The organism is Streptomyces sp. NPDC088766 (assembly GCF_044750845.1).
Taxonomy (GTDB): Bacteria; Actinomycetota; Actinomycetes; order Streptomycetales; family Streptomycetaceae; genus Streptomyces.
In genome coordinates this window covers 224,604-240,334 of the sequence record NZ_JBIVKQ010000003.1, presented here as the reverse complement: position 1 = coordinate 240,334, position 15,731 = coordinate 224,604, and the positions used below count along the sequence as shown (strand labels likewise).

The following is a 15,731-nucleotide window of genomic DNA, read 5'->3' as shown; positions in this document are numbered from 1 at the left end:
GGGCCGCACGGAGCCGTGGGCCCGCACACGAAGACGGCCGGGACGGTACGACAGCACCGCGCCGGCCGGAGTACGTGACAGATGTCACCCGTAGGTGTCGCCGGGGCCCTTGCTGCCCGGGGCCCGCAGGGGACCGTAACGACGGACGGGACCCGTCGGACCCTGCACCCTGATCTGCCGCACCCGGCCGTGGCCGAGGTCCTCGTTGAGCCGGGCGACCAGCGTCGGGGCGAGCAGCCGCAGGTTCGTCGCCCAGGCCGTGGAGTCGCAGCGCACGAACAGCACCCGCTCGTCCTCGTCGTACCTCTCCGGCTCGCAGTGCTTGGCGACGTCCTCACCGACGATCTGCGGCCAGCGCCCCATCACCCCGCCCACCGCGGCCGGCGCCTCCCAGCCGCGCTCGGTGAGGAGCCGGTTGATCGCCGCACCGAGCGCAAGGGGGTCGCGGCCGTCCGCCCGCGCGCCGGAGCGCAGGCCGCCGCCGCGCCGTGCCTGCTTCTTCTGCTGCACCGCGTCCCCACGCGCGCGTGCCTGCTCGCGCGCCGCCCTCAGCGCCACGCGCGCCAGGTCGACCCCTGAGGGCTCGGGCGCCTTCTTCGGCTCCTGCGACGTCATACGCGCTCCACGGTCCCCTGCGCCACGGCGTACCGCGCGCCCGCGAGCACATGCGGGACGTCGTCGTCGACGGCGGCGGTGACCAGTACCTGCTCACCCGGCGCGACCAGCTCCGCCAGCCGTTCCCGCCGCCTGCTGTCCAACTCGGCGAAGACGTCGTCGAGGATCAGCACCGGCTCGTTGCCCTCGGCCCGGAGCAGGTCGTAGGAGGCCAGCCGCAGGGCCAGCGCGTACGACCAGGACTCACCGTGGGAGGCGTACCCCTTGGCGGGCAGCTGACCGAGCTTGAGCAGCACGTCGTCCCGGTGCGGCCCCGCGAGGGTCACGCCCCGTTCGATCTCCTGCTTGCGGACCTCGGCGAGCGTGCCCATCAGCTGCTCGTAGAGGTCCTCGCGCGTGTGCGCCTCGCCCGGAGCCGACGCCTTGTACTCCAGCGCGACCGGGCCGCCGGCGGGGGCGAGCTGCTCGTACGCCTTGTCGGCGAGCGGCTGGACCGCGGCCACCAGATCGAGACGGGCGGCCAGCAACTCGGCGCCCACGCGCGCGAGGTGCTGGTCCCACACGTCGAGCGTGGACAGGTCCATCGTCCGGCCACCGTGCCGACGGGCCAGCGCGGCGGACTTCAGCAGGGTGTTGCGCTGCCTGAGCACCCGCTCGTAGTCGGAACGCACCCCGGCCATCCGCGGGGAGCGCGCGGTGATCAGCTCGTCGAGGAACCGGCGCCGCTCCCCGGGATCACCCTTCACCAAAGCCAGGTCCTCGGGCGCGAACAGCACGGTCCGTACGATCCCCAGCACGTCACGCGGTCTGACCTGCGAGGACCGGTTGATGCGGGCGCGGTTGGCCTTGCCGGGGTTCAGCTCCAGCTCGACGAGCTGCTGCCGCTCGCCCTGCCGGACCTGCGCCCGGACGACGGCGCGGTCGGCGCCCATGCGGACCAGGGGCGCGTCGGAGGCGACCCGGTGACTGCCCAGGGTGGCGAGGTAACCCACGGCCTCGACGAGGTTCGTCTTGCCCTGCCCGTTGGGGCCGACGAAAGCGGTGACGCCCGGGTCGAGCGGGACTTCGACCCGGGCGTACGAGCGGAAGTCGGCCAGCGACAGATGCGTGACGTGCATGGTCGTTTCGCCGACCTCCCCGGCGTGATGGACCGCGGAAACGGTCCTGCGACGGACCGCCGAAACGGTCGTGTGGACTACTTCTTCTCTACCGCGTGGCCGCCGAACTGGTTGCGCAGGGCGGCGATCATCTTCATCTGCGGCGAGTCCTCCTGGCGGGAGGCGAACCGCGCGAACAGCGAGGCCGTGATGGCCGGGAGCGGCACCGCGTTGTCGATGGCGGCCTCCACGGTCCAGCGGCCCTCGCCGGAGTCCTGTGCGTAGCCGCGCAGCTTGTCCAGGTGCTCGTCCTCGTCGAGGGCGTCGACCGCCAGGTCGAGCAGCCAGGAGCGGATGACCGTGCCCTCCTGCCAGGAGCGGAACACCTCGCGGACGTCGGTGACCGAGTCGACCTTCTCCAGCAGTTCCCAGCCCTCGGCGTAGGCCTGCATCATGGCGTACTCGATGCCGTTGTGGACCATCTTCGCGAAGTGGCCGGCGCCGACCTTGCCGGCGTGCACCGCGCCGAAGTCGCCCTCGGGCTTGAGCGCGTCGAAGACCGGCTGCACCTTGGCGACGTTCTCCGGATCGCCGCCGTACATCAGCGCGTAGCCGTTCTGCAGGCCCCACACACCGCCGGAGACGCCGCAGTCGACGAAGCCGATGCCCTTGGCGGCAAGTTCCGCGGCGTGCTTCTCGTCGTCAGTCCAGCGGGAGTTGCCGCCGTCCACGACGACGTCACCCGGCTCGAGCAGTTCGCCCAGCTCGTCGACGGTCGACTGGGTGGCGGCACCGGCCGGGACCATCACCCAGACGACCCGCGGGCCCTTGAGACTGTCCACAAGCTCAGAGAGGCTGTGGACATCGGCGAGGTCCGGGTTGCGGTCGTATCCGACGACGGTGTGGCCTGCGCGGCGGATCCGCTCGCGCATGTTGCCGCCCATCTTGCCGAGGCCGACGAGACCGAGCTCCATCAGTTGTTCCTTAGGTCGCTGTGTGGCGTGTGGGGCACCTTCGCACCCCTGTCCGAGCCTAGCCCCGGACTGTCACGCACACCTGTGGGCATACGCGCTCAGACGTACCGCGCAGCCACGCGCTCACCTGCGGATTCATCCACAGGCCGGGAGGCGTTCCCCCACGGCCTGTGGACAGGTCCGGACGGCTCAGCCGCTGAGGCGAACCGGCATGATCAGGTACTTGTAGGCCTCGTCCGCCTCGGCGTCGACCGCCGGCCTGCCGCTGAGCAGCGCGGGCTTGGTGGACGTCGTGAAGGACAGCTGGGCCACCGGGGAGTCGATGGCGCTGAGGCCGTCCAGCAGGAAGGTCGGGTTGAAGGCGATCGAGATGTCGTCGCCGTCGAGCTGGGCGTCGACCCTCTCCACAGCCTGTGCATCGTCGCTGGAACCGGCCTCCAGGATGAGCACGCCCTGCTCGAAGCTGAGCCGCACCGGCGTGTTGCGCTCGGCGACCAGGGCCACGCGCTTGACGGCCTCGACGAAGGGGGCGGTCTCGATCACGGCGACGGAGTTGAACTCCGTCGGGAACAGGGTGCGGTACTTCGGGAGGTCGCCCTCCAGGAGCCGGGTCGTCGTACGCCGGCCGGCGCCCTCGAAGCCGATCAGGCCCTCGCCCGCGCCCGAGCCGGACAGCGCGATGGTGACGCTGTCGCCGCTCGTGAGCGCCTTGGCGGTGTCCAGGAGCGTCTTGGCGGGCACCAGGGCGACCGCGGAGGCATCCGGGTTCTCCGGCTTCCACAGGAACTCGCGGACCGCGAAGCGGTAGCGGTCGGTGGAGGCCAGCGTCACGGTGTCGCCCTCGATCTCGATGCGCACACCGGTGAGGACGGGCAGGGTGTCGTCACGGCCGGCCGCGATGGCGACCTGGGCGGCGGCGGAGGCGAAGACCTCGCCGGGGACCGTGCCCGTCGCGTTCGGCATCTGGGGCAGTGACGGGTACTCCTCCACAGGCAGTGTGTGCAGAGTGAACCGCGAGGAGCCGCAGACCACCGTGGCCCGTACACCGTCTGTGGAAATCTCCACGGGGCGGTTGGGGAGCGCCCGGCAGATGTCCGCGAGCAGCCGGCCGGAGACGAGGACGGTGCCCTCCTCCTCCACCTCGGTCTCCACCGAGACGCGCGCGGAGACCTCGTAGTCGAAGCTGGAGAGGCTGAGGGCTCCGTCCTCGGCCTTCAGCAGGAGGCCGGCGAGGACAGGCGCCGGCGGACGGGCCGGGAGGCTGCGCGCCGCCCAGGCCACGGCCTCCGCGAGTACGTCGCGTTCCACCCGGATCTTCACTCTTGCCGCCTCCTGCTGTTGCCGGCGCTTCTCGCCCTGCCTGGCCTTCGTCGTCTGTCTCGGTGTCGTCGGCCCCGGTGAGGGGAAGGACCACCGGGGACCAGTCTGACGCACCGCACTGACAGTAGGTGCCCGTCGGGGTCAAGTCGTGACGAGGGGCAGCCGGGGCCCGGACGACGAGTTGTGCACAGCACCCGCTTCGAACCGGACTTCTCGCTCTCTCTGGTTGGGAGTAGTAGTAGGGGCTGTGGATACCGTGGATAACCCTGTTTCCGCAGCTCAGAGGCGAGATTTTATCCACTGGCCCTGGGGACGGAGGCGGTGGACAACCGGGGTCTTCTGTGGAGAACAGAAAGTTCTGCACACCCCATGCACAGGGTGAGGCGACTTCTCCCCAGGACCGTCCCCAGTTTTACCCGGCTTTCCCACAGCCCAATCCGGCACCTGCGTGTGACGCCTTTCACTCGGACCGGTGAGGAGGTGCGTCGGATTGCCGAACAGTGGACAGCCATGTGGAGAAACCGGCGATCGCTGGGGACAACCAGCCAGACCCTGTGGGTTACCCGTGGACAACTCCGTGCACAGGCTGTGCACCAGCTCGTCATCCACAACCTGTGGAAAACTTTTGTCCACCAATCCACAGCCAGGTGACCTGCCTCGATTCTCTTTCACGCAGGCTGCCTGTGGACAGGATCTGGACAACTTGGCAGTCCCCAGGGTGTGGACGGGAGAAAGTCACCGAATCTGTGGAGAGCGGCCGTAACCCGGCGAGTAATCGAACAGTGGATGACCGGACGCCGACCCGCGGTACGAAGAAGGGCGTCCCGGGAACAGCTCCCGGAACGCCCTCGACAGGTCCGTGCGGCTCCGTCAGCCCGCCTTGATGCGGTTGGTCAGCTCGGTCACCTGGTTGTAGATGGAGCGCCGCTCGGCCATCAGATTGCGGATCTTGCGGTCCGCGTGCATGACCGTCGTGTGGTCGCGGCCGCCGAACAGGGCGCCGATCTTCGGCAGCGAGAGATCCGTCAGCTCCCGGCACAGATACATGGCGATCTGCCTGGCCGTCACCAGCGCGCGGCCGCGGGAGGTGCCGCACAGGTCCTCGACCGTGAGCCCGAAGTAGTCCGCGGTCGCGCCCATGATGGCCGTCGAGGTGATCTCGGGCGCCGAGTCGTCACCACCGGGCATCAGATCCTTCAGGACGATCTCGGTCAGGCCCAGGTCCACCGGCTGCCGGTTGAGCGACGCGAACGCCGTCACCCGGATCAGCGCGCCCTCCAGCTCACGGATGTTGCGCGAGACGCGGGACGCGATGAACTCCAGCACCTCCGGTGGGGCGTTGAGCTGCTCCTGCACCGCCTTCTTGCGCAGGATCGCGATCCGCGTCTCCAGCTCGGGCGGCTGGACGTCCGTGATCAGGCCCCACTCGAAACGGTTCCGCAGCCGGTCCTCCAGCGTCACCAGCTGCTTGGGCGGCCGGTCGGAGGACAGCACGATCTGCTTGTTGGCGTTGTGGAGCGTGTTGAAGGTGTGGAAGAACTCCTCCTGCGTCGACTCCTTGTCCGCCAGGAACTGGATGTCGTCGACGAGCAGGATGTCCATCTCGCGGTACCGCTTGCGGAAGCTGTCGCCCTTGCCGTCGCGGATGGAGTTGATGAACTCGTTGGTGAACTCCTCCGAGCTGACGTACCGCACCCGCGTGCCCGGATAGAGACTGCGTGCGTAGTGCCCGATGGCGTGCAGCAGGTGCGTCTTGCCCAGGCCCGACTCCCCGTAGATGAACAGCGGGTTGTACGCCTTCGCGGGCGCCTCGGCGACGGCGACCGCGGCCGCGTGCGCGAAACGGTTCGAGGCGCCGATGACGAACGTGTCGAAGAGGTACTTCGGGTTGAGCCGGGCGGTCGGCTCGCCGGACCCGCTCGCCGGCGCGGGCTTCGCGCCCAGCGGACCGGGTGTGCCGGACTGACCGTGACCGGCCGGGCCGCGGTGCGGATGACCGCCACCGGCCGAGGACTCCGGCATCTCCCGCCGGGTGGGGTCGCGCTGGTCGTACTCGGGGCGTGACTGCTGGTACTCGGAACGCTTCTGGTCGTAGGGCGAGCGGTCGTAGGACGGCCGCTCCATGGCCTGCGGCCGGTAGTCCTGCGAGGACGGGCCGTAGGAGTCCTGGTCCTGCGATCCGTACGCGTCCTGGGACGGCGATCCGTACGCGTCCTGCCCGGAGGAGCCGCCGTAGGAGTTCTGGGGCGGCGATGCGTAAGGGTCGCGTTCGGGGAAACCGAGGCGCTGCTGCTGCCAGCCGTACTCGTCCTGCCCCGGCCGGGGCCAGGCGCCGGGCTCGGGCCGCTGGTACTCCGAGGGGTAGGCAGGTCGCGCGGTGGGCAGCTGGTCCTGGCGGGTGCCCTGGTCGCCCCCACCCTGGGGCTGATCGGCGCGGTGCCGGCCGTAGCCCTGGTACGGGTTGTCGCGCGGGCCGTCGTACTGGACCGGCTGGTCCTCGGGTTCGTCGTAGCGCGACGGCGTCGACGGGGCGGAGGGTTCACCCGCGGAGTCGTCGACGGTGATCGCGATCCGGATCGGCCGGCCGCACTCCCGGCTCAGCGTCTCGCTGACGATCGGGGCGAGTCGGCCCTCCAGCACGCCCTTGGCGAATTCGTTCGGCACGGCGAGCAGGGCGGTGTCCGCGACCAGGGCGAGCGGCTGGCAGCGCCTGATCCAGTGCTCGTCCTTCACCTCGACACCCTGGCCGCGGCCCTCACCGAGGAGCTGCTCCAGTACGCGTGGCCACACTGCGGCAAGATCGGCAGGTACGTCAGCCACAGGGCACGCTCTCTCGTGGGTCCCACGTTCGTGTGATGGTGGGACGGTTGGGGATTCGCATCGGGTGGGAGCAGGGACAAAGGAACGAATCGGAGTTCAGCCACGGTAGTCAGGCCGACGGCTGCGGTTCAAGTTGTTGTCCCCAGCCTGTGGACAGTGTCCCCCGACGGGGGCCGGTTTGACCGGATGGCGCAGCCGCGCGTACCGTGACCAGGTCGAGTTGTCGATGGCTGCTGCCGCCTGCCTCCGATGGGCACAGATCACGTCAGGTGATCGGGAAGCGGTGCACTCGGGCGTTGACCGCGAGCTACCTCGTGGGCGCACGGTGACAGCCAGGACGGCACCCCGCCACCACCGATTGATTTCTGGAGCCCCCGAGTGAGCAAGCGCACCTTCCAGCCGAACAACCGTCGTCGCGCCAAGACCCACGGCTTCCGCCTGCGGATGCGCACCCGTGCCGGCCGCGCGATTCTCGCGAACCGCCGCAGCAAGGGTCGCGCCAACCTGTCCGCCTGAGCCTGATCAGGTCATGACGTCGTGCTGCCTACCGAGCATCGGCTGAGGCGGCGCGAGGACTTCGCGACCGCGGTACGACGGGGTCGTCGGGCAGGACGCCCGACTCTCGTCGTCCACCTTCGAAGCGGTGCAACGGACCCGCACGCGCCTGGGGAGAGCGCTCCCCCGACGCGTGCGGGTTTCGTCGTGAGCAAGGCCGTGGGCGGAGCGGTCGTGCGCAACACAGTGAAGCGCAGACTGCGCCATCTGATGCGCGACCGAGTCACCCTCCTTCCCCCCGGTAGCCTGGTAGTCGTACGGGCACTGCCCGGTGCGGGTGACGCCGACCACGCACAGCTGGCCCAAGACCTCGATGCCGCCCTTCAACGGCTACTAGGAGGGGGCGCGCGATGAAGTACCCGCTGCTGGCCTTGATCAAGCTCTACCAGTGGACGATCAGTCCGCTGCTCGGGCCGGTGTGCAAGTACTACCCGTCGTGCTCCCACTACGGCTATACGGCCATCGACCGACACGGTGCGATCAAGGGAACGGCCCTCACCGCCTGGCGCATCCTGCGATGCAATCCGTGGTCGCTCGGCGGCGTGGACCATGTCCCGCCGCGTAAGCGTCCGCGGTGGCACGAGATGCTGCGCAACACATGGCGCGCACGCAAGGGCGGGCCCTCCGCCGCCGAAACGGCCACCGGAGAGAATCCTTCTTCGAGCCCGGCCGCAGAGACCCCGTCCCATGCCCAAGGAGCATGATTAGTGGACACGATTGCCAGCCTCTTCAGTTTCATCACCACACCCGTCTCCTGGGTCATCGTCCAGTTCCACAAGGTGTACGGCGCCCTCTTCGGTGCTGACACCGGGTGGGCCTGGGGCCTGTCCATCGTGTCCCTGGTGATCCTCATCCGGATCTGCCTGATCCCGCTCTTCGTGAAGCAGATCAAGGCCACGCGGGCGATGCAGACTCTGCAGCCCGAGATGAAGAAGATCCAGGAGCGCTACAAGAACGACAAACAGCGCCAGTCCGAAGAGATGATGAAGCTGTACAAGGAGACGGGCACCAACCCGCTCTCCTCGTGCCTTCCCATCCTGGCGCAGTCCCCGTTCTTCTTCGCCCTCTACCACGTGCTCAACGGCATCGCCAACGGTGACACCATCGGTGTGATCAACGAGAGCCTGCTGCAGAGCGCGCAGAAGGCGCACATCTTCGGCGCCCCGCTGGCCGCGAAGTTCACCGACAGCGCTGCGGAAGTCGCCGCGCTCGATGCCTCGCTGGCCAACGTCCGCATCGTCACCGCGATCATGATCGTCCTGATGTCGGCCTCGCAGTTCTTCACGCAGCGCCAGCTGATGACGAAGAACGTCGACACCACGGTGAAGACGCCGTTCATGCAGCAGCAGAAGATGCTGATGTACGTCTTCCCCGTCATGTTCGCCGTCTTCGGCATCAACTTCCCGGTCGGTGTCCTCGTCTACTGGCTGACCACCAACGTGTGGACCATGGGCCAGCAGATGTACGTCATCCGCAACAACCCGACCCCCGGCTCCAAGGCTCAGGGTGCCTACCTGGAGCGCCTGTACAAGCAGGTCACGCACCACGGCAAGACGCGCAGCCGCGGTCAGAAGGCCATCGTCAAGGCGATCGTGGCCAAGGGCCGCGACCGCAACGACTACGAGCGCAAGTTCATCAACGGTCTGAACAAGGCTGGCTTCGCGGCACAGCCCGACGGCACCGTCGCGAAGGGCGAGGCCCAGACCGCCACCCTCACCGAGGACGGCGATGTCACGACGGCCACGGCCCGGCGTCAGCAGCCCAAGCGGCAGACCAAGGCCCAGCGCCAGTCCGGAGCCACCAAGCCGGCCGGCGAGCCCACCTCGCTGACCAAGTCCGACGAGCCGGAAGACGCCAAGCCCGCCGGTGCGCCCAAGCCGAAGACCGGCTCCGGTGGCCGCAGCAGGGCCCAGTCCGGGCAGCGCAAGGGCGGCCCGCAGCGCCCCAAGTCCCCGTCCAAGAAGTAAGAAGGAGCCCATCCCGTGACGGAAGGCACCACCTCCGCCGCCGCCGAGGGTGCAGACACCCTGACCCGCCTGGAGCAGGAGGGTGAGATCGCGGCGGACTACCTCGAGGGTCTGCTGGACATCGCCGACCTCGACGGCGACATCGACATGGATGTCGAGGCCGACCGTGCTTCGGTGTCGATCATCAGTGACACGGGCGGCCGAGACCTGTACAAGCTCGTCGGCCGGGACGGCGAGGTGCTGGAGGCACTGCAGGAGCTGACGCGTCTTGCGGTGCACCGGGAGACCGGCGACCGCAGCCGACTGATGCTGGACATCGCCGGCTACCGGGCCAAGAAGCGCACCGAGCTTTCTGAGCTGGGCGCCAAGGCCGCGGCCGACGCGAAGAACAGCGGTGAGCCGGTCAAGCTGAACCCGATGACGCCCTTCGAGCGCAAGGTCGTCCACGACGCGGTCAAGGCAGCCGGTCTGCGCAGTGAGTCCGAGGGCGAGGAGCCGCAGCGCTTCGTCGTCGTGCTGCCCAACTGATTCAATACGCACGTATCACCGGCCCCGTCTGTCGCGCAGGCGGGGCCGGTCTTTGTCAGCCTGGTAGTTCTGGTGGTCGGCGCGGAACGCGTCGATGCGGTACGGAAGGACGGTCCCCGTGACGGAGGCAGCGGAGCTCCCCCCTGCGCCTGAGCAAGCACGCGAGGTATTCGGTGATCGCTTCGCGGATGCGGTCCGGTACGCCGAGCTCCTGGCAGAGGCAGGTGTGCAGCGTGGGCTCATCGGCCCACGGGAAGTGCCCCGGCTGTGGGAGAGGCACATCCTGAACTGCGCGGTGCTCTCCGAGGCCGTGCCCGAGGACGTGACGATCTGCGACGTCGGATCCGGTGCCGGCCTGCCCGGCATCCCCCTGGCCCTGGTTCGGGAGGATCTGAAGATCACCCTGCTGGAGCCGCTCCTGCGACGCACCAACTTCCTGACCGAGGTCGTCGAGCTTCTCGGCCTGGACCATGTGACCGTCGTGCGCGGCCGCGCCGAAGAGGTCATGGGCAAGCTGCCGCCGGTCCATGTCGTGACCGCCCGTGCTGTCGCTCCCTTGGATCGTCTGGCCGCCTGGGGCATCCCGCTGCTGCGCCCCTACGGTGAGATGCTCGCGCTGAAGGGCGACACCGCCGAGGAGGAGCTGAAGAGCGCCGCCACCGCGCTGAGCAAGCTCGGCGCGGTGAGCACGTCGATCCTTCACGTCGGCGAGGGCGTGGTCGATCCGCTCTCCACGGTCGTGCGGGTCGAGGTCGGGGAGAGTCCCGGTGGTGTGAGGTTCGCTGCGAAGCGTGCCAAGGCGGCCCGGACAGGTCGCACACGTCGTCGTCGCTGATTCAGTCCGAAGAGCAGTCGTACTCCACACAAGCTGCCCGACCCGCGCATGACGGAGTGTCGCGGCATTTCGGTCGCGGGCGCTGTGCATCGTGTTTCACGTGAAACATCGCTCATTGCTGCACGGCATCATCAGCCGCGGACGCACTGCGGCAGAACCTCGCGATCGGAAGCCTCTCGGCTCACTCGCCAGTGGGGCGGAGTTGTCCACAGAGGTGGATTTCTCCACAGAAGACCAGGCCTCACTGGTTCGCGACCCCGAAGGCATGGGAGGCTCTGTGCATTGCGAGCCTGAAGTCGAGGAGAGTGAATCCTTGCGGTCCGACGCCAACATCGCGGGACCGATGACCGATCCGGTCCCCGGTCCCCGTACCGAGTCGATGGGGGAGGATGTTTCACGTGAAACACCGCCTCCGATGGACGATACTCCGATCGGTCGTGCTGCCCAACTGGCGGTAGAGGCCCTCGGCCGCGCCGGCGAAGGCCTCCCGCGGCCCGAACAGACCCGCATCATTGTGGTGGCCAATCAGAAGGGCGGTGTGGGTAAGACGACGACGACCGTCAACCTTGCCGCATCGCTGGCCCTGCACGGTAGCCGTGTTCTGGTGATCGACCTCGACCCACAGGGCAATGCCTCCACCGCTCTTGGGATCGACCATCACGCCGAAGTCCCGTCCATCTACGACGTGCTGGTCGAGAGCCGTCCCCTGGCGGAAGTGGTCCAGCCGGTCCCCGATGTCGAAGGCCTCTTCTGTGCTCCCGCCACGATCGATCTCGCCGGTGCGGAGATCGAACTCGTGTCGCTGGTGGCACGCGAGAGCCGGCTTGAGCGAGCCATCCAGGCGTACGAGCAGCCGCTGGACTATGTCCTCATCGACTGCCCGCCCTCGCTCGGACTCCTGACGGTCAACGCGCTGGTCGCCGGCCAGGAGGTCCTCATCCCGATCCAGTGCGAGTACTACGCACTGGAGGGACTCGGTCAGCTGCTGCGCAACGTCGACCTGGTGCGAGGTCATCTCAACCCCACTCTCCATGTGTCGACCATCCTGCTCACCATGTACGACGGCCGGACGCGCCTTGCGTCGCAGGTCGCCGAGGAGGTGCGCACCCACTTCGGTGACGAGGTGCTGCGGACGAGCATTCCCCGCTCGGTCCGTATCTCCGAAGCGCCGAGTTATGGCCAGACGGTACTGACCTACGATCCTGGATCGAGCGGTGCCCTGTCTTACCTTGAAGCAGCCCGAGAGATCGCGCTGAGGGGCGTCGGCGTCAGCTACGACGGCACGCACGCCCATATCGGCGCTCAGAACAACCCGACCATGGAGGGGATGCAGTGAGTGATCGACGGAGGGGGCTGGGCCGTGGTCTCGGCGCACTGATCCCTGCTGCCCCGACGGAGAGGACACCGGCGCAGACCGCGGTGGGAGGTGGGACCTCCACGTCCTCCGCCGGGGTTCCGGTCCTGACGACTGATCGTGGGGTGGCCGCGGCGAAGGTGGCTACACTGCCGCCTGTTTCACGTGAAACCGAGGAGCCCTCGGCGAATGGTGCAGCGGACGTTCCCGCACCGCCCCTGGGAGCCCACTTCGCGGAACTTCCCCTCGACTTCATCACCCCGAACCCGCGCCAGCCGCGCGAGGTCTTCGACGAAGACGCGCTTCAGGAGCTGATCACCTCCATCAAGGAGGTCGGTCTCCTCCAGCCGGTGGTCGTACGGCAGACCGGTCCCTCGCGCTATGAGCTGATCATGGGTGAGCGGCGCTGGCGGGCCTGCCGTGAGGCGGGCCTGGAGGCGATTCCGGCGATTGTCCGAGCCACGGACGACGAGAAGCTCCTTCTGGACGCGCTGCTGGAGAACCTCCACCGGGCTCAGCTGAACCCGCTGGAGGAGGCTGCCGCCTACGATCAGTTGCTGAAGGACTTCAACTGCACCCACGACCAGCTGGCAGACCGGATCGGACGCTCACGTCCTCAGGTCTCCAACACGCTGCGGCTGCTGAAGCTCTCACCGGCAGTCCAGCGCCGGGTGGCGGCCGGTGTGCTCTCGGCCGGCCACGCGAGGGCGCTGCTCTCCGTCGACGATTCGGAGGAGCAGGATCGGTTGGCCCACCGCATCGTGGCGGAAGGGCTGTCCGTGCGGGCGGTCGAAGAGATCGTGACCCTCATGGGGTCGCGTCCCCAGACCCCGCAGCGGTCCAAGGGGCCCCGTGCCGGAGGCCGGGTGTCGCCGGCGCTGTCCGACCTCGCCACCCGGCTCTCGGACCGCTTCGAGACGCGGGTCAAGGTTGATCTGGGGCAGAAGAAGGGCAAGATCACCGTCGAGTTCGCCTCCATGGAAGACCTCGAGCGGATTCTCGACAGTCTGGCTCCCGGCGAAGGGCCCGTCCTTCAGAAGGGCCTCGTGGAGGGCGAGTCCGAGGAAACGGACGACTGAACCTTTCCCCGGCAGGGTTGCCGCGCCCCCCCGACTGCCAAGAGCGAGCCGCCTCCGTTGCTTACCGGAGCACGGCTCGCTCTTTGCTTTCACGCGGTGCCGAGAGAATCGCCTCGTGGATACGATGCGAGGAGATATGGCGCGACCCCCTGATGACACCTTCGCGTGGCAGGCGGGGGCCATGCGAAGGATGAACCGGGCCGGACTGATGAGTACGGCCGTGGGTATCGGTGTGGTCGGTGGGTTCGTCGGCGGCCTGTTCAGGCGCGGAGCGCTCTGACGGTCGCTCGTGGTGCTGCGGGCGAAGGAAGCGAGGATCAGCCTTCATGGGGCGTCGGCTCGTACCACTCACGCTGGACAACCTTCAGGATCTCCCCCAGCGCTGCCGTTCCTGTGTCTTCTGGGAGCTGGACCCCGTCAGCGGCGAGGCAGCGTTAAGGACGGGGACGACGGCAGTGGAGAAAGAGGCCTGGATCTCCGCCGTACTGCTCGACTGGGGCTCCTGCGGCCGGGTCGTTTACGTCGATGACGTCCCGGTGGGCTATGTGCTCTACGCTCCTCCCGCGTACGTTCCCCGCTCGACGGCGTTTCCCACGAGCCCTGTCTCCCCGGACGCGGTGCAGCTGATGACCGCGTTCATCGTGCCGGGCTATCAGGGCCAGGGGCTCGGCCGGGTGATGGTCCAGACGGTCGCCAAAGATCTGCTGCGTCGGGGTTTCAAAGCGATCGAGGCGTTCGGTGACGCCCGCTGGAAGGACCCGGCCTGCCTTCTCCCGGCCGACCATCTGCTGGCAGTGGGCTTCAAGACGGTTCGGCCGCATCCTTCTCACCCACGACTGAGGCTGGAACTGCGCACCACCCTCTCCTGGAAGGAAGACGTGGAGATGGCGCTCGACCGCCTCCTGGGGGCCGTGCAGAAGGAGCCGGCGCTGCGACCGCTGTGATCGGCTCCGACTGGCTTCTGGGACGGGCTGTGGGGAAGGGGGTCTGTGTGCTCGCCCCCCGGACAAGCAAATGGGCCGGCCCTTTCGGGTCGGCCCATTCGTGTTTCACGTGAAACACGTGTCGCGTGTACGACACTCAGAACGTCACTCGGCGATGAAGTCCTCAAGGTCGCGGACCAGCGCGGCCTTGGGCTTGGCGCCGACGATGGTCTTGGCGACCTCGCCGTTCTGGTACACGTTCAGAGTCGGGATGGACATCACACCGTACTTGGCAGCCGTACCCGGGTTCTCGTCGATGTTGAGCTTGACGACCTCGATCTTGTCGCCGTACTCGGCCGCGATCGCCTCGAGGGACGGGGCGATCTGGCGGCACGGGCCGCACCAGGCAGCCCAGAAGTCCACCAGGACGGGCTTATCGCTCTTGAGGACGTCCTGCTCGAAGGAGTCGTCGGTTACGTGCTTGAGGTCGGCCACGGCGGGCTCCTTTAACTGATGTGTGCGGTGGGGCGGGAGGTCAGACGGCGGTCTTCTCGGGCTCGGCCTGCTCCTCGTCCGCGAGGGCGGCGAGGTAGCGCTCGGCGTCGAGGGCGGCGGAGCAGCCGGTGCCGGCCGCGGTGATCGCCTGACGGTAGGTGTGGTCGACGACGTCGCCTGCGCCGAAGACACCCGTCACGTTCGTCCGGGTGGACGGGGCGGCGACCTTCAGGTAGCCCTCCTCGTCCAGGTCGAGCTGGCCCTTGAAGAGTTCGGTGCGCGGGTCGTGGCCGATCGCGATGAACAGACCCGTCACCGGCAGGTCGGAGAGTTCACCGGTCTTGAGGTTGCGCAGCTTCAGACCGGCCAGCTTCGGGTCGCCCTGGATCTCGGCGACCTCACTGTCCCAGACGAACGTGATCTTCGGGTCGGCGAAGGCACGCTCCTGCATCGCCTTGGAGGCGCGCAGGGTGTCACGACGGTGGACGATCGTCACGGACTTGGCGAAGCGCGAGAGGAAGGTGGCTTCTTCCATGGCGGTGTCACCGCCGCCGATCACGGCGATGTCCTGGTCCTTGAAGAAGAAGCCGTCACACGTGGCACACCACGAGACTCCGCGGCCGGAGAGGGCATCCTCGTTGGGCAGACCGAGCTTGCGGTGCTGGGAGCCGGTGGTGACGATGACGGCCTTGGCGCGGTGGACGGTGCCGGCCGTGTCGGTCACGGTCTTGATCTCACCGGTGAGGTCGACGGAGACGACGTCGTCGGGGATCAGCTCGGCACCGAAGCGCTCGGCCTGGGCGCGCATGTTGTCCATGAGCTCGGGGCCCATGATGCCGTCCTGGAAGCCGGGGAAGTTCTCCACCTCGGTGGTGTTCATCAGGGCGCCGCCCGCGGTGACAGCCCCCTCGAACACCAGCGGCTTCAGCGAAGCGCGGGCGGTGTAGAGCGCCGCTGTGTAGCCGGCGGGCCCGGAGCCGATGATGATCACGTTTCGGACGTCGCTCACGGCTTGATTCCTCGTCTCTGGTCTGTGTCGATCGACCGGGGGAGCTTTTGGGAACTCTCACCCCACCCAACGGATCCTAAGGGGCGCGCATTCCCGGTGTGTCCGGGCACACCAAGGGGCCGACACCGTACGGAATACCACGCACGGCGGGGACGATGCC

At 68.1% G+C, this 15,731-nt stretch carries 16 protein-coding genes; 9 read left to right on the top strand and 7 right to left on the bottom strand.

Annotated features, from left to right (window positions below):
- Positions 1–84: 84 nt before the first annotated feature.
- The 5 genes from ACIP5W_RS06365 to dnaA all read right to left on the bottom strand — a co-directional run bounded on the left by ACIP5W_RS06365 (position 85) and on the right by dnaA (position 6,826).
- On the bottom strand, positions 85–615 hold the full coding sequence (locus ACIP5W_RS06365; RefSeq protein WP_401467515.1) for a DUF721 domain-containing protein: 531 nt from the start codon (positions 613–615) through the stop codon (positions 85–87).
- Positions 612–1,733 carry a DNA replication/repair protein RecF gene (recF, locus tag ACIP5W_RS06360; protein WP_401467512.1) on the bottom strand — a complete coding sequence of 374 codons (1,122 nt, stop codon included), beginning with the start codon at positions 1,731–1,733 and terminating at the stop codon, positions 612–614. The genes ACIP5W_RS06365 and recF overlap by 4 nt, the downstream gene beginning before the upstream one ends.
- 77 nt (positions 1,734–1,810) lie before the next feature.
- Positions 1,811–2,686, bottom strand: coding sequence for a phosphogluconate dehydrogenase (NAD(+)-dependent, decarboxylating) (gene gnd / locus ACIP5W_RS06355; RefSeq protein ID WP_401467509.1), 876 nt, complete (start codon positions 2,684–2,686; stop codon positions 1,811–1,813).
- 189 nt (positions 2,687–2,875) lie between these two features.
- A complete protein-coding gene (gene dnaN, locus ACIP5W_RS06350; protein ID WP_363092295.1) occupies positions 2,876–4,006 on the bottom strand; it encodes a DNA polymerase III subunit beta in 1,131 nt (376 codons plus the stop codon).
- Between the two features lie 870 nt (positions 4,007–4,876).
- Positions 4,877–6,826: a chromosomal replication initiator protein DnaA gene (dnaA, locus tag ACIP5W_RS06345; protein ID WP_401467505.1), complete on the bottom strand. Its 1,950-nt coding sequence runs from the start codon at positions 6,824–6,826 to the stop codon at positions 4,877–4,879.
- A 378-nt stretch (positions 6,827–7,204) separates the two neighbouring features.
- On the opposite strand from dnaA, the gene rpmH reads away from it, so the two are divergent.
- The 9 genes from rpmH (at position 7,205) to ACIP5W_RS06300 (ending at position 14,088) form a co-directional block, all read left to right on the top strand.
- Positions 7,205–7,342, top strand: coding sequence for a 50S ribosomal protein L34 (gene rpmH, locus ACIP5W_RS06340; RefSeq protein ID WP_018846094.1), 138 nt, complete (start codon positions 7,205–7,207; stop codon positions 7,340–7,342).
- Positions 7,343–7,363: 21 nt separating this feature from the next.
- On the top strand, positions 7,364–7,735 hold the full coding sequence (gene rnpA / locus ACIP5W_RS06335) for a ribonuclease P protein component (RefSeq protein ID WP_366058283.1): 372 nt from the start codon (positions 7,364–7,366) through the stop codon (positions 7,733–7,735).
- On the top strand, positions 7,732–8,085 hold the full coding sequence (gene yidD / locus ACIP5W_RS06330; RefSeq protein WP_366058282.1) for a membrane protein insertion efficiency factor YidD: 354 nt from the start codon (positions 7,732–7,734) through the stop codon (positions 8,083–8,085). The genes rnpA and yidD overlap by 4 nt, the downstream gene beginning before the upstream one ends.
- A gap of 3 nt (positions 8,086–8,088) precedes the next feature.
- Complete coding sequence (gene yidC / locus ACIP5W_RS06325) at positions 8,089–9,348, top strand: membrane protein insertase YidC (RefSeq protein ID WP_401467501.1); 1,260 nt, start codon at positions 8,089–8,091, stop codon at positions 9,346–9,348.
- Positions 9,349–9,363: 15 nt separating this feature from the next.
- Positions 9,364–9,876, top strand: coding sequence for a R3H domain-containing nucleic acid-binding protein (locus tag ACIP5W_RS06320; protein WP_363092300.1), 513 nt, complete (start codon positions 9,364–9,366; stop codon positions 9,874–9,876).
- A gap of 118 nt (positions 9,877–9,994) precedes the next feature.
- Positions 9,995–10,711, top strand: coding sequence for a 16S rRNA (guanine(527)-N(7))-methyltransferase RsmG (gene rsmG / locus ACIP5W_RS06315; protein ID WP_366058279.1), 717 nt, complete (start codon positions 9,995–9,997; stop codon positions 10,709–10,711).
- A gap of 265 nt (positions 10,712–10,976) precedes the next feature.
- Positions 10,977–12,047 carry a ParA family protein gene (locus tag ACIP5W_RS06310; protein ID WP_401467999.1) on the top strand — a complete coding sequence of 357 codons (1,071 nt, stop codon included), beginning with the start codon at positions 10,977–10,979 and terminating at the stop codon, positions 12,045–12,047.
- Entirely contained in the window at positions 12,044–13,144 is a 1,101-nt protein-coding gene (locus ACIP5W_RS06305) for a ParB/RepB/Spo0J family partition protein (RefSeq protein ID WP_401467496.1), read from the top strand. Before ACIP5W_RS06310 ends, ACIP5W_RS06305 begins: the two co-directional genes overlap by 4 nt.
- A gap of 326 nt (positions 13,145–13,470) precedes the next feature.
- Positions 13,471–14,088 carry a GNAT family N-acetyltransferase gene (locus ACIP5W_RS06300; RefSeq protein ID WP_401467493.1) on the top strand — a complete coding sequence of 206 codons (618 nt, stop codon included), beginning with the start codon at positions 13,471–13,473 and terminating at the stop codon, positions 14,086–14,088.
- Positions 14,089–14,232: 144 nt separating this feature from the next.
- Here ACIP5W_RS06300 and trxA read toward each other — a convergent pair whose 3' ends face one another.
- Together trxA and trxB are read right to left on the bottom strand one after the other, a co-directional pair.
- Positions 14,233–14,562, bottom strand: a complete 330-nt coding sequence (gene trxA, locus ACIP5W_RS06295; RefSeq protein ID WP_363092304.1) for a thioredoxin — start codon at positions 14,560–14,562, stop codon at positions 14,233–14,235.
- A 40-nt stretch (positions 14,563–14,602) separates the two neighbouring features.
- Positions 14,603–15,571 carry a thioredoxin-disulfide reductase gene (trxB, locus tag ACIP5W_RS06290; RefSeq protein ID WP_363092305.1) on the bottom strand — a complete coding sequence of 323 codons (969 nt, stop codon included), beginning with the start codon at positions 15,569–15,571 and terminating at the stop codon, positions 14,603–14,605.
- Positions 15,572–15,731 lie beyond the last annotated feature (160 nt).